Origin of the sequence: Kaistella jeonii (genome assembly GCF_000812865.1) — a bacterium.
Taxonomy (GTDB): domain Bacteria; phylum Bacteroidota; class Bacteroidia; order Flavobacteriales; family Weeksellaceae; genus Kaistella; species Kaistella jeonii.
The window spans coordinates 557537-573741 of sequence record NZ_JSYL01000001.1; the positions used below are offsets into that span (position 1 = coordinate 557537).

Below are 16205 nucleotides of genomic sequence, written 5' to 3' on the forward strand. Positions count from 1 at the left end.
TAAAAAGAAAAAGTCTCGAAAAACGAAACTTTAGTTAAACGATTTCTGAAGTTAAACTCCGGGAAAGTAATTTTTCGTGCATCGGCTTAAGAACTTCTAAACTGCCGGTTTTTACAGTGCATTTTCCTTTGTAATGAACGAGCATGGTGCATTGTTCTGCCTGTTCTAAGGTATGTCCGCAAATTTCAACTAAGGCGTCGATGACATCATCAAAAGTATTTACATCGTCGTTCCAAAGTACAATTTTGTAAACTTCGTCTTCTTTCTCGAGTAACGCGACATCTTCGTCGTATTCTCGCTTTGGATTCTCGTAATCCTTAATATTATAAATGGTACTGAACATATTTTTGAATTTAAATAATGAAATGACAACCTCTAAAATTGACTTTACAATTCGGTCATTTCATCTGAAATCTCATCAAGAAGACTTGGTTCTTCGTAAACCAGTTCAACTAAATCGACACTTTTATTCTGCATTTTCAGAATTTTCACGTGGTAATTATTAATGTTGAACTCCTGATTTTCTTCTGGAATATCTTCTAGCTCATGCAATATAAATCCTGCCAAAGTATTGTAATCACCATCTTCGGAAATCGGGAACTTTTTCGGTAGGTTTTCATTGATCTCGTCTAAAGGCTGTGTGGCCTTCACCCAAAAAACATTTTCTCCTACTTTGTCAACAATTCTCTCTTCATCATCCTCTTCATCCTGAATCTCGCCCACCAATTCTTCTAAGATATCTTCTAAAGTAATAATTCCTTCTGTACCTCCGAACTCATCGATGACAACGGCTAAATGTTGTTTTTTCTGTTGGAAAACTTTCAATAAATCGGAAATTTTCTTACTTCCAACTACAAAGAAAGGTTCGCGCATCAACTCATTTAAGTGGTCATGATCAATTTCACCTTTGCTTCTGATATATTCGCGAATGATTTCTTTTGCGTAAAATATACCGATAATATTATCAATGGTTCCTCTATACACGGGAATTCTAGAATATCCGCCATCCATTATGGTAGAAATCATTTCTTCAATTTCGGAGTCAAAATCAATGGAGGCAATATTTTGACGGGGAACCATAATTTGTTTCGCAGAGTGATCTGTGAAATCGAAAGCATTTTTAATGATCTCGTAATTTTCCTCCTCGATTTCGCCTGAATCTGCAGATTGTTTTACTAAAAGCTGAAGTTCTTCGGTGGAGTGAATTTCCTGTTCAGAAGCTGGATGAATTTTCATCAATCTTAAAGCTGCATTTGACATTTTATTCATTGTCCAAATGAAAGGTTTGAAAATAGTATAAAAAATTCTCAAAGGCACTGCGATTGCCATTGCAGTAGATTCAGATTTTCGAATTGCAATTGATTTCGGAATTAATTCCCCAAAAACAATATGCATAATGGTGATCAATAAAAAACTAATTACGAGGGAAATAGTTGTGATTGTTGCTGCGGCAATATCCAGACTGAAATAAATGAAGGTTTTTTCGATGACATGATGCATCGCACTTTCTCCGACCCAACCTAAGGCAAGAGAAGCCAAAGTAATTCCTAATTGCGTTGCAGAAAGGTATTCATCTAAGTGTTTGATAAGATGCTCAGCCTGTTTCGCCATCGCGTTTCCTTCGGCGGCTTTTATCTGAATCTGAGAATAACGAACTTTAACGATAGAAAATTCTGCGGCTACAAAAAAACCATTGAGTACTACTAAGAATAAAGCTAAAAAGAGCTTGACGACGTCTGAGTCCATTTAATTTTTGAAATATTTGATGCAAAGATAGAGAAAAATTAATAAGTAAATCTCTGATTTTAAACAAAGAACTTGTATTATTATAGAGAAATTATCATTAAAAAAGCATCGAAATAAAAACGATGCTTTCTCGGTTTAAGAACTATTTTATCATTTTACAAATACTGAATAGCAAAAGGAATTATTACTACCGTCGGTAAGATTTGTTAAAACAGCGTTTTTCCATATTTTTGCAACAGACTTTGAACCGTTACTTCCATCTCCTGCTACATAAACGTTATTTTCCGAAACAAAGACAGAATGTATGTCGGTAGATAAAGTCCCATCACTGAGATTAGTCCCTATCATATTATTCCAAATTTTTGCGATAGTTGTTTCTGCATATTCGTATCCAGCGGTATAAATATTATTCTTTGAAATAAAAATAGCGCTAGCATCTGCATCATTATTTCCATCAGTAAGATTCATGGGAACTCCATTTTTCCATACTTTTGCGATATTTTTTGTTCCATTAAACTCATATCCAGCAATGTAAACATTATTGTCGGAAACAAAAAGAGCATTTGCGGATGCGCTAAAATTTCCAGTTGTAAGTACAATGGGAATTCCATTTTTCCAATATTTTGCAACAGTATTATTTCCATCATATTCTGATCCTGCTGCATAAACATCATTCCCAAAAACAAATATGGAGCGAGCGTCTGCATCATTAGTTCCATCCGAAAGATTTGTTGCTTTACCATTTTCCCATATTTTAGCAACTGAATGTGTACCAATTATTTCATTCCCAGAAACATAAACGACACCCTCACTAACAAAAACAGATGTCGCAAAAGCTGCATTCAGACCATTCGACAAATTCATAGGAATACCATTTTTCCAAACTTTAGCAATAGCTTTCGCACCGTTAAATTCAAAACCTACTGCATAAACGTCGTTTCCAGAAACATAAACAGAATTCGCGGAGGCAGTATTAGTTCCATCCGTAAGATTAGTGGCAATACCGTTTTTCCATAATTTTGCAATTGCTTTATCATTACCTCTTTCATCTCCTACAGCATACACATCTTTGGTTGGAGATTGTTCAGTATTGGGATCGTCAGTATTTCTACATCCTGTAATAATTATAAAATTTATTATTAATAGCAGAATGACTTTAATGAATGGTCTTATTTTTATTTGATATGAGAGACTTATTTGTTTTTTTTTATTTTTATTTTTTTACTTTCTAGATGATTTTATTATGATAAATATAGTTGTTTTAAGATTATTTTTTCAGCTTTTCTAAACAAATAAAAAAAGCATCTATAATACAGATGCTTTAAATTTATAATAATTTTCGACCTATTGTTTAATGAATTTAATGGTTTGCTTACGCTCACCGTCTTTAATAGGAATTAAAAGATACATTCCAGGAGATAATGTTCTAACATCAATATCAAAATCTTTTGCGCTGTTCGACCTACTTTCTTGCTTTACTGCTTTTCCACTTGCATCATAGATCTCAAAAACTAAATTTTTAAAATCTTTTTGCACATTCAATTTAAGAAAATCTTTTACCGGATTTTGTTGTAAAGAAATGTCATTGCTGAATACCCCACCTTCATTTGATTTTAATAAAGCTCCAGGTGAAACAACTATTTGCCAGGAAGCAACGCTTGATGCATCACCCTGACCATAATCATAAACGACCATTCTCCAAGTTCCATTTAACGTTTTACCAGTTAAAAATGGAGTCATGTTCACAGGGTTATGACTTGGATATGATGCTGCACTTAGTGTTGGTGCATAATTTCCCGAAGGAACAGGAACACCCATTGCGATTGAAGCCGCATCGATAAGACCAGTATTGCCAGAATTAAAACTTAATATATTTGCAGCAATAAATGACGATGAATCTCCACAACTACTATTAATTGATGCACCAATTCTTCTGATTAATGTTATAGCTTCTCCCTGTGGACTTACAATATCCACTGTAACATCACCAAGCCATACTGCTGAAATGGCTAAGTTGATTGTAATTTTTGTGGGATCAGCGATAGTTCCAGCAAGTGGGATTGCGATATCTGACATATTAACACCAGGCTGCGTTCCAAATCCGCATCCAGTGCTTCGAGTTATCGCATCTACTGCCGCTGTAGCGGTTGTATTTTGGAAAATTTGTGCTTGTAAAAAAAAATTTGATGCAATTAAGCTGATTGCGAGAAAATAAAATTTTTTCATGATTAAGTTTTAAGGTTATTAATTAAAACAAAATTAGAAATAGTATGGAATCCTTGGTTCGTGTAATAACCCAATTTAAAAAGGTGAAATAACCCAAATTTGCACAAAAAAAAAGACTGCGAAAAATCGCAGTCCTTTATATGGTTTAGAAATCTTTAGTTTAAGAATTCTTCAAAGCTTCTGCTCCACCAACAATCTCCAAGATCTCATTGGTAATTGCAGCTTGACGCGCTTTGTTATAAAATATTTTCAAATCATTTCTTAATGCTTCAGCGTTGTCGGTTGCTTTGTGCATTGCCGTCATTCTCGCTCCGTGTTCTGAAGCCACTGAATCTAAAATAGCTTTATAAACTTGAGTTTTAATAGATTTAGGCATTAAAACATTCAAAATTTCTGCCGCATTTGGTTCGAAAATATAATCTGTATTTACAGCGTCTTTCTTTTCGGCCATTGCAATAGGTAAAACCTGCTCAGAATGTACTTCCTGAGTCGCAGCATTAATGAACTTATTATAAATCACAAAAACTTTATCAAATTTTCCTTCTTTATAGTCATTCATCACATTTTCCACAAAATTGGAAACGCCCTGAAAACTCATCGAATCAAAAATCGCACTTTGGTTATCATATACTTTTCGGCTTCTTCTCACCGCATCATATACTTTTTTACCTACAGAAAGAATTTCAACTTCATGTTTAGTATTGCTGATCGCAGTATTTAATTCTTTAATTACTGAAGAGTTAAATGCACCGGCAAGACCTTTGTTAGAAGTCACTACAATATAAAGAACTTTCTTTACTTCTCTTTCCGCAGTGTACATCGAAACGCCTTCCAAATCTGTTGTGGAACTTACGTTTTCGATAATTTCCTGCAGTTTTTCAGAGTAAGGTCTCAACATCACAATCGCATCGGTTGCTTTCTTTAGTTTCGCTGCCGAAACCATTTTCATCGCACTCGTAATTTGCATTGTGGAAGAGATCGAAGTAATTCTTGCCCGTATTTCCTTTAAATTTGCCATTCTTTGAATTCAAAGTTTAAAAAATTCAGTATTCAAAACCAAGATTCTGAATACTGAAGATCGAATATTTTTAGTTGTATTTGGAAGCTAATTCTGCTGCCGCCTGTTTTAGAACTGCTGTAATGTCGTTATCAATTTTTCCTGTTTTAATGGCTGCCATTGTTTCAGGGTGTTTTGATCTCAAAAACGCAACATATTCTATTTGAAATTCCTTCACTTTGTTGATAGGAACATTTTTCAAAAGATTTTCAGTTCCAGAATAAATCATCGCAACTTGCGCATCAACAGGAAGTGGTGAATTTACAGGTTGTTTCAAGATCTCTACGTTTCTTTCTCCTTTCGAAATAACTGCTTGTGTTGAAGCATCAAGGTCAGAACCGAATTTAGCAAATGCTTCTAATTCTTTGTACTGTGCCTGATCTAATTTCAAAGTTCCTGAAACTTTTTTCATTGATTTGATCTGAGCATTTCCTCCAACACGAGATACAGAAATACCTACGTTGATCGCTGGACGAACTCCTGAGTTAAACAAATCTGTTTCCAGAAAAATCTGACCATCTGTAATTGAAATTACGTTTGTCGGAATATATGCAGAAACGTCACCTGCTTGAGTTTCAATAATAGGAAGTGCAGTTAAAGAACCACCGCCTTTTACAATTGGTCTCAAAGTGTCTGGTAAATCATTCATCTGAGAAGCGATTGTATCATCTTTGATTACTTTTGCAGCTCTCTCCAATAGTCTGGAGTGAAGATAGAAAACGTCTCCTGGATAAGCTTCACGACCCGGTGGTCTTCTTAGTAGCAAAGAAAGTTCACGGTAAGCTACCGCTTGTTTCGATAAATCATCATAAATAATTAAAGCTGGTCTACCAGTATCACGGAAGAACTCACCGATCGCAGCTCCTGCCATTGGTGCGTACACCTGCATCGGAGTTGGATCAGAAGCGTTTGCTGCTACAATTACTGTATAAGCCATCGCACCTCTGTCTTCTAATGTTTTTACAATTTGTGCTACAGTCGAACCTTTTTGTCCAATCGCAACATATATACAGAATACAGGTTCACCTGCATCATAAAATTCTCTTTGGTTGATGATCGTATCAATCGCAACGGTTGTTTTACCAGTTTGACGGTCACCAATGATCAATTCTCTCTGACCTCTTCCCACAGGAATCATAGAGTCGATCGCAACAATACCAGTTTGTAATGGTTCAGTTACCGGTTGACGGAAAATTACTCCCGGAGCTTTTCTTTCCAAAGGCAATTCATAAGTAACACCAGAAATTGGTCCCTTTCCATCGATCGGGTTACCAAGAGTATCAACTACTCTTCCCAACATACCTTCTCCTACTTTAATAGAAGAAATTCTTTTGGTTCTGTTAACGGTATCACCTTCTCTTACCAATTTAGATTCACCAAGAAGTGCAACACCTACGTTATCTTCTGCAAGATTTAGTACGATCCCTTCAATACCACTTTGGAATTTTACCAATTCTCCGTACTGAACATTTTCTAAACCGTATACTAAAGCGATACCATCACCGATGGTCAATACAGTTCCCACTTCTTCCACATTTGCCTGTGTATCAAAGTTTGCTAACTGTTGTTTAAGAATTGCAGATACTTCTGCCGGATTTATTTCTGCCATTTTATGGTTGTTTTTGTCTTAATTTAATTGAAATTCTTTTTGAAGCTGAGTCAATTTCGATTTTACCGAAGCATCAATCTGCTGATCACCAACTCTCAAAATATAACCTCCTAAAATATTAGGATTAATGATGGTTTTCACGTCAAATTTATTGTCGTGATTCACCAAAGCTGAAGATTTTAAAATATTCTGAATATTTTCCTGAGAAAGTGAAGTTGCAGCAGTCAAAGTAATTCTTTGAACTCCATTTAGATCTTCTACTTTATTCACAAATTCCTGAGCAATATTCTGCATTTGACTTTCTCTTCCGTGTTTAATGACCATGGTGATCATATTTATGGAAACTGGAGAAAAGCTTTTAAAAATTTCAGAGGCAATACTAATTTTTTTCTTCACATCGATAATTGGCGAACCGAAGAAATTCTGCAGTTCTTTAGAATTACTGATGGTTTTCACAACATCGCCCATTTCAGCGAAAACAGAAGCAGTGCTTCCAGATTCCTGCGTGAAATTAAGCAAACCTTGTGCGTATCTTTTTGCTACTTTACTTGTAAGCATTTTAGTTCAGGTTAGATTTGTTAAGCATATTTTCTACCAAAGCATTCTGCGCACCATCGTTATCCAATTTTTGTTTCAAAATTGTTTCTGCGATGTTTACAGATAAAGTACTGATCTGGTTTTTTATATCTGACATTGCAGAAGCTTTCTCAGCCTGAATCGACTGTCTCGCTTGCTCAATCATTTTATCGCCTTCTGTTTGCGCCAAACTTTTTGCTTCACCAACGATTCTGTCTTTGATTTCTCTGGCTTCTTTTAAAATGTTATCACGCTCCACTTTCGCTTCACGGATAATTACTTCGTTTTCAGCTTTCAAATTTAAAACTTCCTGTTTTGCCAATTTAGCTTGGTTCAAAGAATCTACGATGGTCACTTCTCTTTCATTTACAGCATCCATGATCGGTTTCCAGGCAAACTTTCTTAAAACTAAAAGTAAGATGATGAAAATTATCGATTGAATGATAAATAAACCTGATGAAAAATTTTCTAATAATCCCATATGAGTTATAATAAAATTGTGTAATTAATTCTTTTAATTTTTTAAAAAATCACCTGCCGTAACCAACCGTTCCCGGCAAGTGATAAATTGTGTAGAAACTTCTTAGTTTACTGCGAATAATGCAGCAAAAGCAACTCCTTCTACAAGAGCTGCAGCGATCAACATCGCTGTTTGAAGTTTACCAGCTTGCTCTGGTTGTCTAGCCATTCCTTCCAAAGCAGCAGCACCGATTTTTCCGATACCGATACCTGTTCCGATTACTACTAAACCTGCCCCAATAATTTTTGGGATTACCATTCCTGCTGTTGCAACGTCTGCCATAATATAAATTTTAAAAAATTAGTTTCTTTTATTAATGAGCCATTCCTTCTTCTCCTTCATGACCGTGCTCTTCGTTTGCCATACCGAAATATACCGCAGAAAGCATAGTGAAGATATACGCCTGTAAAAACGCTACCAAAACTTCCAGCAAATAAATAACGAATGTTAAGAATGGAAAAGCAATTCCTGCAATTACATTCTGGAAATAATAAATCAAAGCAATCAAACTCATCACGATAATGTGACCTGCCGACATATTCGCAAAAAGACGAATAAGCAGGGAGAAGGGCTTGATAAATAATCCAATGATCTCAATCGGCATCATTACAATTTTCATTGGCCAAGGCAATCCCGGCATCCAGAAAATGTGTTGCCAGTAATTTTTGTTAGCTGTAAATTGAGTGATCAGGAATGTTAATAGAGCTAAAGCGAAAGTAATCGCAATGTTCCCGGTAACATTAATCCCGAAAGGCATTAATCCAAAAATGTTTAGGAAAAGGATAAAGAAAAAGATGGTTAATAAATAACCCATGTATTTTTTGTAGTTCGCACCAATATTTGGTTTTGCAATATCGTCTCTGATAAACAAAATAACCGGCTCTAATATTTTAGCAGCTCCAGATGGAACTAAAGATTTCTTATAACTTCTTGCGATCGAAACGAAGATTAAGATCAACATCAATGAAGTAATCAAAATCATTAATACACTTTTAGTGATTGAAAGATCTAAAACTTTTTCATTTGTTGAGTGACCTTCTTCATTAGGATTTAATGTTCCGTTTGCGTCTGTTTTATAGATTTTCTCGTGAGAAAGAGCGTAATGACCACCTTTGCTTTCTACAACTTCTTCACCGTGGTGAAATTTTGAACTCATAAAAGCGTGAATTCCGTTTGCGCTGTCGTAAAAAATAACCGGCAAAGGAAAGCCAATGTGATTTTCTGTACCATCAGCATTTTTAGAAACCATAATATCGAAACTATGCGCATCTAACAAGTGATGATCAATGTAGGTTTTATTTTCAGATTTAATTTTCTCAGCTTCAGAAAGCGGCGCTGCAACTTCTTTTGAAGCGACCGTTTCACCAACCGTTTCATTAGTAGAACCAACTGCAGTTTCGTGCTGTGCGAACGATGTTGAAAATGTCGATAAAAAACCAATTATAAGTACTACTCTTTTCAGCATTGCTATATCTTATTTTAAAGTTTTGCAAAAATAGGACAAATATTCATAATATAAAAATCATTTTTTACTGATTTTATTCATCTTTTGCCTCAACAGTAACTTCATCTTTGTTGATCAACTTCACCGCATAAAGGGTTTCGAGCAACAGAGAAATTAAATAAGGAATTATAAAATGAATTTTATAATTTGGAACTTCACTTAAATTGAGCTTTTTCATTATCAAAAACATAATCATAATCTTAAACATTACCAATCCCATGAAAGCAAAGCCGATATATGTCGGATAAATTTTCTTGATAATCGAAAGAATGGTCAATACCATAACGAAAAGTAAAGTCAGAAAAAGATAATATTTAACAAAAGTAGTCTCAAAACCAATTTTTAGAATTTGCCAAATTGCAAAATGGACGAAAAACATCACAAAATAAAGAACGATATATATAGTGTTATTTTTTATTTTCATTGTTCTGAACTTTTTTTAATTGATTTAAAAGATTGTAGAAAGCGAGACCCATTCCGATAAAGCCGATTGCGACGGTTAAAAGTTTGTTTGGAAGTTCTAAATATTCATTCAGTTTATTTCCACCCCAAAATGCCAATCCCATCGTTGCCAACATTTGAAAAACAATAGCGGAATAAACACCGTATTGACGAAGACTATTTTTATTATAATTCTTCTGGTCTTCTTCGTTGAATTCCTGATTGGAAGGATTTTCGTTGGCCATTAATTTGTTTTTGCAAAAATAGGGAAAAATGGAAGTATAAAATATTAAAAATCTTGTCGTCCAATAATTGCCATTATCTCTATTACATCGTTATTTATTTTAAAATAAATGGTATCTACGCCAGAAACGCAACTTCTATATGAAGGATTTTGCCTTGAAATTGGAAACATTAAAGGATTAGAGGCAATCATTTCAAAATACCTAAATAGTTTATCGTAATATCTATCTGCTTGCATAATACCAAATTGACCAACACCGTAATCGTAAATTCTTTCTAAATCCTCTTCTGCACATACATTTAAAATAAATCTAAACATTGTTATATTTTGATTTTATTTTCGATAATAATTCATCCTTTGTTAGAGTACTGAAATCACTTTTTTCTGCTTTACTTAATTTTAAACGCACATAATCGTCATACTCTTTCTGATCTCTTGCTTTTTTGATTAAATAATTCACCGCTTCACTCTTGCTATTAAATTCTTGCTCTGCAACTTGGTTTTTTAACCATTCATCATTTTTTTCTGCTAATGTAATGCTTTGTCTAGTCATCATATCAAATTTTAAGTGATGTAAATATACACCAAAGAAAATTAATATTTATATTTTAACAATTTCAAATCCGCGAATATTTCCCTATTTTTGCAATTCTTAAATAAAAAACAATGTTCAACAGTTTACAGGATAAATTAGATAAAGCGCTTCATAATATTTCAGGGCGTGGGAAAATCTCAGAGATCAACGTTGCAGAAACGGTTAAAGAAATTCGCCGCGCGTTGGTAGATGCCGATGTGAATTATAAAGTTGCGAAAGATCTAACCAAAAGAGTTCAGGATAAAGCTTTAGGACAAAATGTTTTAACGAGTTTAAGTCCGGGACAATTGATGACGAAGATTGTTCACGATGAATTGGTAGATTTAATGGGTGGAACGCAAGAAGGTATTGATCTTTCCGGCAAACCAAGCGTTATTCTAATTGCGGGACTTCAAGGTTCTGGTAAAACTACTTTTTCCGGGAAACTGGCGAATTTTTTAAAGCAGAAGAAAAATAAAAAACCACTTTTGGTTGCATGTGACGTTTATCGTCCGGCGGCAATTGAGCAGTTGAAAATATTAGGAGAGCAAGTTGGAATTCCTGTTTATACGGAAGAAGGCGCAGTAAACCCATCTTCAATTGCAGAGAATGCAGTGAAATTTGCAAAAGCGAATGGTCACGATGTTGTGATCGTGGATACTGCAGGACGATTGGCGATTGATGAAGCGATGATGAACGAAATTAAGTCGGTTCATTATTTCATTAAGCCTAATGAAACGCTTTTTGTTGTAGATTCCATGACGGGACAAGATGCAGTGAATACTGCAAAAGCATTTAATGATGCTTTGAATTTCGATGGTGTTGTTCTTACGAAATTAGATGGTGATACTCGAGGTGGAGCAGCTTTAACAATTCGTTCTGTTGTTGAAAAACCAATTAAGTTTATTTCGACAGGAGAAAAAATGGAAGCACTTGATGTTTTCTATCCGGAAAGAATGGCGGATCGTATTCTTGGAATGGGAGATGTTGTTTCTTTGGTTGAAAGAGCTCAGGAACAGTTTGACGAAGAAGAAGCGAAAAAACTTCATAAAAAAATTGCCAAAAATGAATTTGGTTTTGATGATTTTTTAAAACAGATCAATCAGATCAAAAAAATGGGTAATATGAAAGACTTGATGGGAATGATTCCAGGAGTTGGAAAAGCCATTAAAGATGTTGATATTCAAGATGATGCTTTCAAACATATTGAAGCCATGATTCACTCAATGACGCCGGAAGAGAGAAGAAGACCATCAATTATCAATACGCAAAGAAAAGGAAGAATTGCGAAAGGAGCCGGAAGAAAAATTGAGGATTTAAACGCTTTGATGAAACAGTTTGATCAGATGGGCAAAATGATGAAAATGATGCAGGGACCACAAGGAAAACAAATGATGGAAATGATGAGTAAGGGAATGCCGAAAGTCCCAGGAATGGGCGGAGGAAATTTATTTGGAAAATAAAATATAAAAATTACTAGATAACAAAAATCCCGATTCATAAGAATCGGGATTTTATATTTTGTTGATTGTGTCCTATTAAAACTTGTAAACCAAACCTAGAGAAATATCTCTTAAGTTTAATCCAATATTGAAGTTTTCAGTAGACTCAGCACCATCAGCATCTGGTTTTACAGAAGAGTAGTTCAAAATTCCAACAGAAGCTTCTAAAGCGAAGTTTTTCGAAAGGAAATAATTAACACCCGGAGCAATACCGAAACCAAAGCCATTTGCTTTACTATCTATAGTACCACCAATTCCGTTATCTACTGTTGTTTTAGCAGTAGCGTAATTAACATTTAATTCACTAAAAATAGAGAATCTTGAAGCAGGCATCCAGTAATATCTACCAAAAAGTCCAGCTGTAAACACATCTGATTTATTTTTAAATTCTTTATCAAGAACTTTAGTAGTTGCAGTAGCGTTCATATACTCCAATCTAGCTCCTACTGCTACGTTCGAAGTTACAAAGTAACCTACGCTCGGAGCAATTGTAAAACTGTCATTTTTGAAGTCACCCTCTTTTTGAGAACTGTATCCTACAGCTCCGGTCATGAAAGTGTTACCTTTGTTAAAACCTACTGTTTCAGTTTCCTGAGCGTTTACTGATGCGAAAAGTGCAACCGCACCTACAAGCAATATTTTTTTCATAGTTTAAAAATTTAAGTGGCAAAAGTAATCTTAAATTTCAACTAAAAAAAAATGATTTAAATCATAAAATAAAACTTTCATTATATTGATAATAGAATAATATCCAAATAAAAAGGCTGTACACAAATAGTGAACAGCCTTTTAAATTTTATAATTTGTCTGGATTTATTACTCAGATTTTATATTGCTCATTGCTTTTTTTGAAGGCAAGAAAATGTTTAATCCTAATCTAAAATCTACTGAAGATGTAGTACCTCTGTTTCCAAAACCTAAATTTCCATTTAATTTAACAGATGCGTCTAATCCTATATTTTGGGTAATAAAATAAGTATAACCAGGTCCTACTCCTAAATCTAAGCCATTAGCAGAATCTCCGCCATCAGAAATAGTACTACCACCAATCCCAGCATTACCTTCAAGGAAGAATCTACCGTGCTTCAATAAACTATCAACACCTTGCTCTCCTGGTGAGATGTAATATCTAGATAATGCACCAACTCCGTATGTAAAATAGGTTGGGGAATCTTTTGCTCCAGAAAATCCTAGTCTCACATAAGGTCCAACTGCCCAGTTATCCTGCACAAAAAATGCAGCTTGTGGCGTAATTTGGAAATTATATCCTGCACCTTTGTTCAGTCCAAAATTGGCTGCAGCTAATTCGCCACCTACCATAATATTTCCTTTTTGTAATTGTGCGTTAGCTGTGATTCCGAAAAATGCAACAGCACCTGCTAATAATAATTTTTTCATAATATTTATTTTCTTTAACGTTAACATAATTTATGCCAAAATACATTTATAAAAAATTAACAGCAAAATAAGATATCATTTAAATAAAAAAATCCCACTAAATGTGGGATTAAATATATCTTATTTATGACTATTTCATAAATTTATAAGTCAAACCAATTTGAAATACATTGTTTCTTACAGCAGTATCAGGATTATTTTTAACAACATCTGTAACACCAGCAACATATCTCGCATTAATACCAACACTTGGAATGAAATAATAACCAGCTCCAAGACCAATTCCTAAATCAAATCCATTAAATGTATCTTTAACATCCATGGTTCCACCACCAACTTTTAATTTTGCACTTATTATAAATCCAAATTCAGGACCAGCCTCTAAGTAAAGCGAAGGTGTTGCATTATATTGGAACATTACTGGAACAGAAATATAATCCAAATTAAGTTTAACATCACCTCCATCAGATTGTGCTCCTTTTGAACTATAAAGTACTTCGGGTTGGATGCTGAATTTCTCAGCAATAGGTGCATTCATTAGAACACCTGCATAAAACCCAACTTTAGATTTTGCTGCATCAGTCGAATTAGATAAGTTAGAAACATTCATTCCTGCTTTTAATCCGAAGGTTTGAGCATTCATCGCTCCGAAAAGTGCAATAGCACCAACTAAAAATACTTTTTTCATGATTTTATTTTAAAAATTAGTTCAGCAAATATAAACTAATTTTTTTAATTAACAAATAATTAACAATTTTAAGAAAAAATTTGTAAAATAGTTAAATCAATGGTGATAACTTCATTCCTCTACAAAAAATCTATTCTTCCCGTACTCTCTGTTCTTCTTTACTATAAGACTGAATAATTTTTCTTACAATAGGATGTCGCACTACATCTTCTTCTGTTAAGAATACAAAACCTATTTCATCAACGTCTTTTAGAATTCTCATCGCTTCCTGCAACCCAGATTTCTGTCTTAAGGGCAAATCAACCTGACTTGGATCTCCTGTAATTATAAATTTTGCGTTCATACCCATTCTGGTGAGAAACATTTTCATTTGCGCATGAGTTGTATTTTGCGCTTCATCTAATATCACGAAAGCTTCATCTAAAGTTCGTCCTCTCATAAAAGCAAGAGGTGCTACTTCTATAACATTTTTCTCAATAAGACCTTCCAACTTTTCATGCGGAATCATATCCCGAAGCGCATCATATAAAGGTTGTAAGTACGGATCTAGTTTCTCCTTCAGATCGCCCGGAAGAAAACCTAAACTCTCGCCTGCTTCTACAGCGGGTCTGGTTAAAATTATTCTTTTTACTTCTTTGTCTCTCAAAGATCTTACTGCTAAAGCTACACTTGTATAAGTTTTTCCGGTTCCGGCAGGTCCGATCGCAAAAACCATATCTTTGGTATCGCAAGCTTTAACCAGCTTCTTTAGGTTCGTTGTTTTGGCTTTAATGACTTTTCCATGAACCCCTTTTACAATAATATCCTGATCAAAAACGAGTTGCTTCTCAGAGTCGTCTTTCATTTTCAGAATACTTTCAAAATCTTTTAAAGTGATGGAATTATTTGTGGAGATAAAACTTACAATATCATCTAACTTCTTTTCAAAAAAATCCAGCGTTTCCTGATTTCCATGGGCGAAAATAAAATGGTCTCTTCCTGTAATTTTCAGGGTGGGGAAACTCGATTTCAACAGATTGAAATACTGGTTATTGATTCCATAAAAGATTTTGGGATCGATATCATTCAGGTCATAATTCAATTCAAACATTCATAGTCTATTTGGGTTTATATTTTTATTAAATGTATCAAATTTATTTGAAATACCCGTAGTGCATTATAAAAGGTTATTCATAATACGATAAAAAATCGTATATTGTATTGACTACCAATCTAATACAGTATGAATAACCTGGAAGCAATTTACGATTTTATTTTAAATCAATTGAGAGAATTAACACCAATTGAAAATTTTTATTTTAAACCGATTAAACCTAAACTGTCTGATATAGAACTAATTGCAATTAATATCTGTGCAGAATATTTGGCAATTGATTCTGAATATCAATTATTTAGATATCTGGCTAATTCTAAAATGAAAGGAATGATTGAAAGAAGTGTTTATAATCGCAGAAAGAGAAAGCTTTTTTATTACATGGAAGATGTAAGGAAACTCATGGTAGCAAAATTTAATGATGTTGGAAATTCATTTATTATAGATTCAATGCCGTTGGAAATTTGCAAAAATGCAAGGGCAAATCGTTCTAAAATTTGTAAGGAAAGTGAATTCTCATTTCCCAGCAGGGGTTTTTGTGCCTCGCAATCAAGTTATTATTATGGATATAAATTGCATGCAGTTTGCTCTGTTTCCGGCGTGTTTCAGAGTTTTGATATTTCTACTGCAAGTATTCATGACATTCATTTTTTAAAAGATATAAAGCCACAATTTAAAAATTGCACTTTGATTGGAGATCGTGGTTATTTATCAGCAACCGTTCAAATAGATTTGTTTAATTATGCTAAAATTAAACTCGAAACACCGATGAGAAGCAACCAAAAAGATTATAAAAAGCAACCTTATATTTTAATGAAATCAAGAAAAAGAATTGAAACCTTATTCTCTCAACTTTGCGATCAATTTAAAATCAGAAATAATTATGCAAAATCTTTTAATGGTTTTAAAACCAGAATATTAAGTAAAATAACAGCATTAACATTTATCCAACTTGTAAACGTATTTGTCTTTAAAAGAAATATGAACAATATTAAAATCTCAATAATTTAATAATGCACTACGGGTT

20 protein-coding genes are annotated in these 16205 nt (G+C 34.0%); 2 read left to right on the top strand and 18 right to left on the bottom strand.

The annotated features are described in order from the left end of the window. Positions 1 to 34: 34 nt before the first annotated feature. The 14 genes from OA86_RS02470 to OA86_RS02535 form a co-directional block, all read right to left on the bottom strand. Positions 35 to 343, bottom strand: a complete 309-nt coding sequence (locus OA86_RS02470) for an ATP-dependent Clp protease adaptor ClpS (protein WP_039348191.1) — start codon at positions 341 to 343, stop codon at positions 35 to 37. Positions 344 to 387: 44 nt separating this feature from the next. Beyond that, positions 388 to 1746, bottom strand: coding sequence for a hemolysin family protein (locus OA86_RS02475; protein ID WP_039348194.1), 1359 nt, complete (start codon positions 1744 to 1746; stop codon positions 388 to 390). Positions 1747 to 1896: 150 nt separating this feature from the next. Beyond that, a complete protein-coding gene (locus OA86_RS02480; protein WP_039348197.1) occupies positions 1897 to 2811 on the bottom strand; it encodes a hypothetical protein in 915 nt (304 codons plus the stop codon). Between the two features lie 279 nt (positions 2812 to 3090). Next, on the bottom strand, positions 3091 to 3972 hold the full coding sequence (locus OA86_RS02485) for a T9SS type A sorting domain-containing protein (protein WP_039348200.1): 882 nt from the start codon (positions 3970 to 3972) through the stop codon (positions 3091 to 3093). A gap of 160 nt (positions 3973 to 4132) precedes the next feature. Further along, positions 4133 to 4990, bottom strand: coding sequence for an ATP synthase F1 subunit gamma (gene atpG / locus OA86_RS02490; RefSeq protein ID WP_039348202.1), 858 nt, complete (start codon positions 4988 to 4990; stop codon positions 4133 to 4135). A gap of 70 nt (positions 4991 to 5060) precedes the next feature. After that, positions 5061 to 6638 (bottom strand): F0F1 ATP synthase subunit alpha, encoded by a 1578-nt coding sequence (atpA, locus tag OA86_RS02495; protein ID WP_039348205.1) that lies wholly within the window; start codon positions 6636 to 6638, stop codon positions 5061 to 5063. A gap of 18 nt (positions 6639 to 6656) precedes the next feature. After that, entirely contained in the window at positions 6657 to 7196 is a 540-nt protein-coding gene (gene atpH / locus OA86_RS02500) for an ATP synthase F1 subunit delta (protein ID WP_039348208.1), read from the bottom strand. 1 nt (position 7197) lies between these two features. Beyond that, the gene (gene atpF, locus OA86_RS02505) at positions 7198 to 7695 is read right to left on the bottom strand and encodes a F0F1 ATP synthase subunit B (RefSeq protein WP_039348210.1); all 498 of its coding nucleotides are present in this window, start codon (positions 7693 to 7695) and stop codon (positions 7198 to 7200) included. A gap of 102 nt (positions 7696 to 7797) precedes the next feature. Then, positions 7798 to 7992, bottom strand: a complete 195-nt coding sequence (gene atpE, locus OA86_RS02510; RefSeq protein ID WP_039348418.1) for an ATP synthase F0 subunit C — start codon at positions 7990 to 7992, stop codon at positions 7798 to 7800. 55 nt (positions 7993 to 8047) lie between these two features. Further along, complete coding sequence (gene atpB / locus OA86_RS02515; RefSeq protein ID WP_039348212.1) at positions 8048 to 9199, bottom strand: F0F1 ATP synthase subunit A; 1152 nt, start codon at positions 9197 to 9199, stop codon at positions 8048 to 8050. Positions 9200 to 9272: 73 nt separating this feature from the next. Further along, a complete protein-coding gene (locus tag OA86_RS02520; protein ID WP_039348215.1) occupies positions 9273 to 9662 on the bottom strand; it encodes a hypothetical protein in 390 nt (129 codons plus the stop codon). Then, on the bottom strand, positions 9646 to 9924 hold the full coding sequence (locus OA86_RS02525; protein WP_039348217.1) for an AtpZ/AtpI family protein: 279 nt from the start codon (positions 9922 to 9924) through the stop codon (positions 9646 to 9648). The genes OA86_RS02520 and OA86_RS02525 overlap by 17 nt, the downstream gene beginning before the upstream one ends. A 44-nt stretch (positions 9925 to 9968) precedes the next feature. Continuing rightward, positions 9969 to 10241, bottom strand: a complete 273-nt coding sequence (locus OA86_RS02530) for a type II toxin-antitoxin system RelE/ParE family toxin (protein WP_039348219.1) — start codon at positions 10239 to 10241, stop codon at positions 9969 to 9971. After that, a complete protein-coding gene (locus tag OA86_RS02535; protein ID WP_311316313.1) occupies positions 10234 to 10479 on the bottom strand; it encodes a ribbon-helix-helix domain-containing protein in 246 nt (81 codons plus the stop codon). Before OA86_RS02535 ends, OA86_RS02530 begins: the two co-directional genes overlap by 8 nt. 110 nt (positions 10480 to 10589) lie before the next feature. On the opposite strand from OA86_RS02535, the gene ffh reads away from it, so the two are divergent. Next, positions 10590 to 11960, top strand: coding sequence for a signal recognition particle protein (gene ffh / locus OA86_RS02540; protein ID WP_039348225.1), 1371 nt, complete (start codon positions 10590 to 10592; stop codon positions 11958 to 11960). 75 nt (positions 11961 to 12035) lie between these two features. Here the strand turns inward: ffh and OA86_RS02545 are convergent, their stop codons facing one another. The 4 genes from OA86_RS02545 to OA86_RS02560 all read right to left on the bottom strand — a co-directional run bounded on the left by OA86_RS02545 (position 12036) and on the right by OA86_RS02560 (position 15175). Continuing rightward, the gene (locus OA86_RS02545) at positions 12036 to 12647 is read right to left on the bottom strand and encodes an outer membrane beta-barrel protein (RefSeq protein WP_039348228.1); all 612 of its coding nucleotides are present in this window, start codon (positions 12645 to 12647) and stop codon (positions 12036 to 12038) included. Positions 12648 to 12815: 168 nt separating this feature from the next. Beyond that, positions 12816 to 13397, bottom strand: a complete 582-nt coding sequence (locus OA86_RS02550; RefSeq protein ID WP_039348420.1) for a hypothetical protein — start codon at positions 13395 to 13397, stop codon at positions 12816 to 12818. A 130-nt stretch (positions 13398 to 13527) separates the two neighbouring features. Further along, complete coding sequence (locus OA86_RS02555) at positions 13528 to 14085, bottom strand: porin family protein (RefSeq protein ID WP_039348231.1); 558 nt, start codon at positions 14083 to 14085, stop codon at positions 13528 to 13530. Positions 14086 to 14215: 130 nt separating this feature from the next. Further along, complete coding sequence (locus OA86_RS02560) at positions 14216 to 15175, bottom strand: PhoH family protein (RefSeq protein WP_039348235.1); 960 nt, start codon at positions 15173 to 15175, stop codon at positions 14216 to 14218. 132 nt (positions 15176 to 15307) lie between these two features. On the opposite strand from OA86_RS02560, the gene OA86_RS02565 reads away from it, so the two are divergent. Then, positions 15308 to 16189 (top strand): IS982 family transposase, encoded by an 882-nt coding sequence (locus tag OA86_RS02565; RefSeq protein ID WP_039348238.1) that lies wholly within the window; start codon positions 15308 to 15310, stop codon positions 16187 to 16189. Positions 16190 to 16205: the final 16 nt, after the last annotated feature.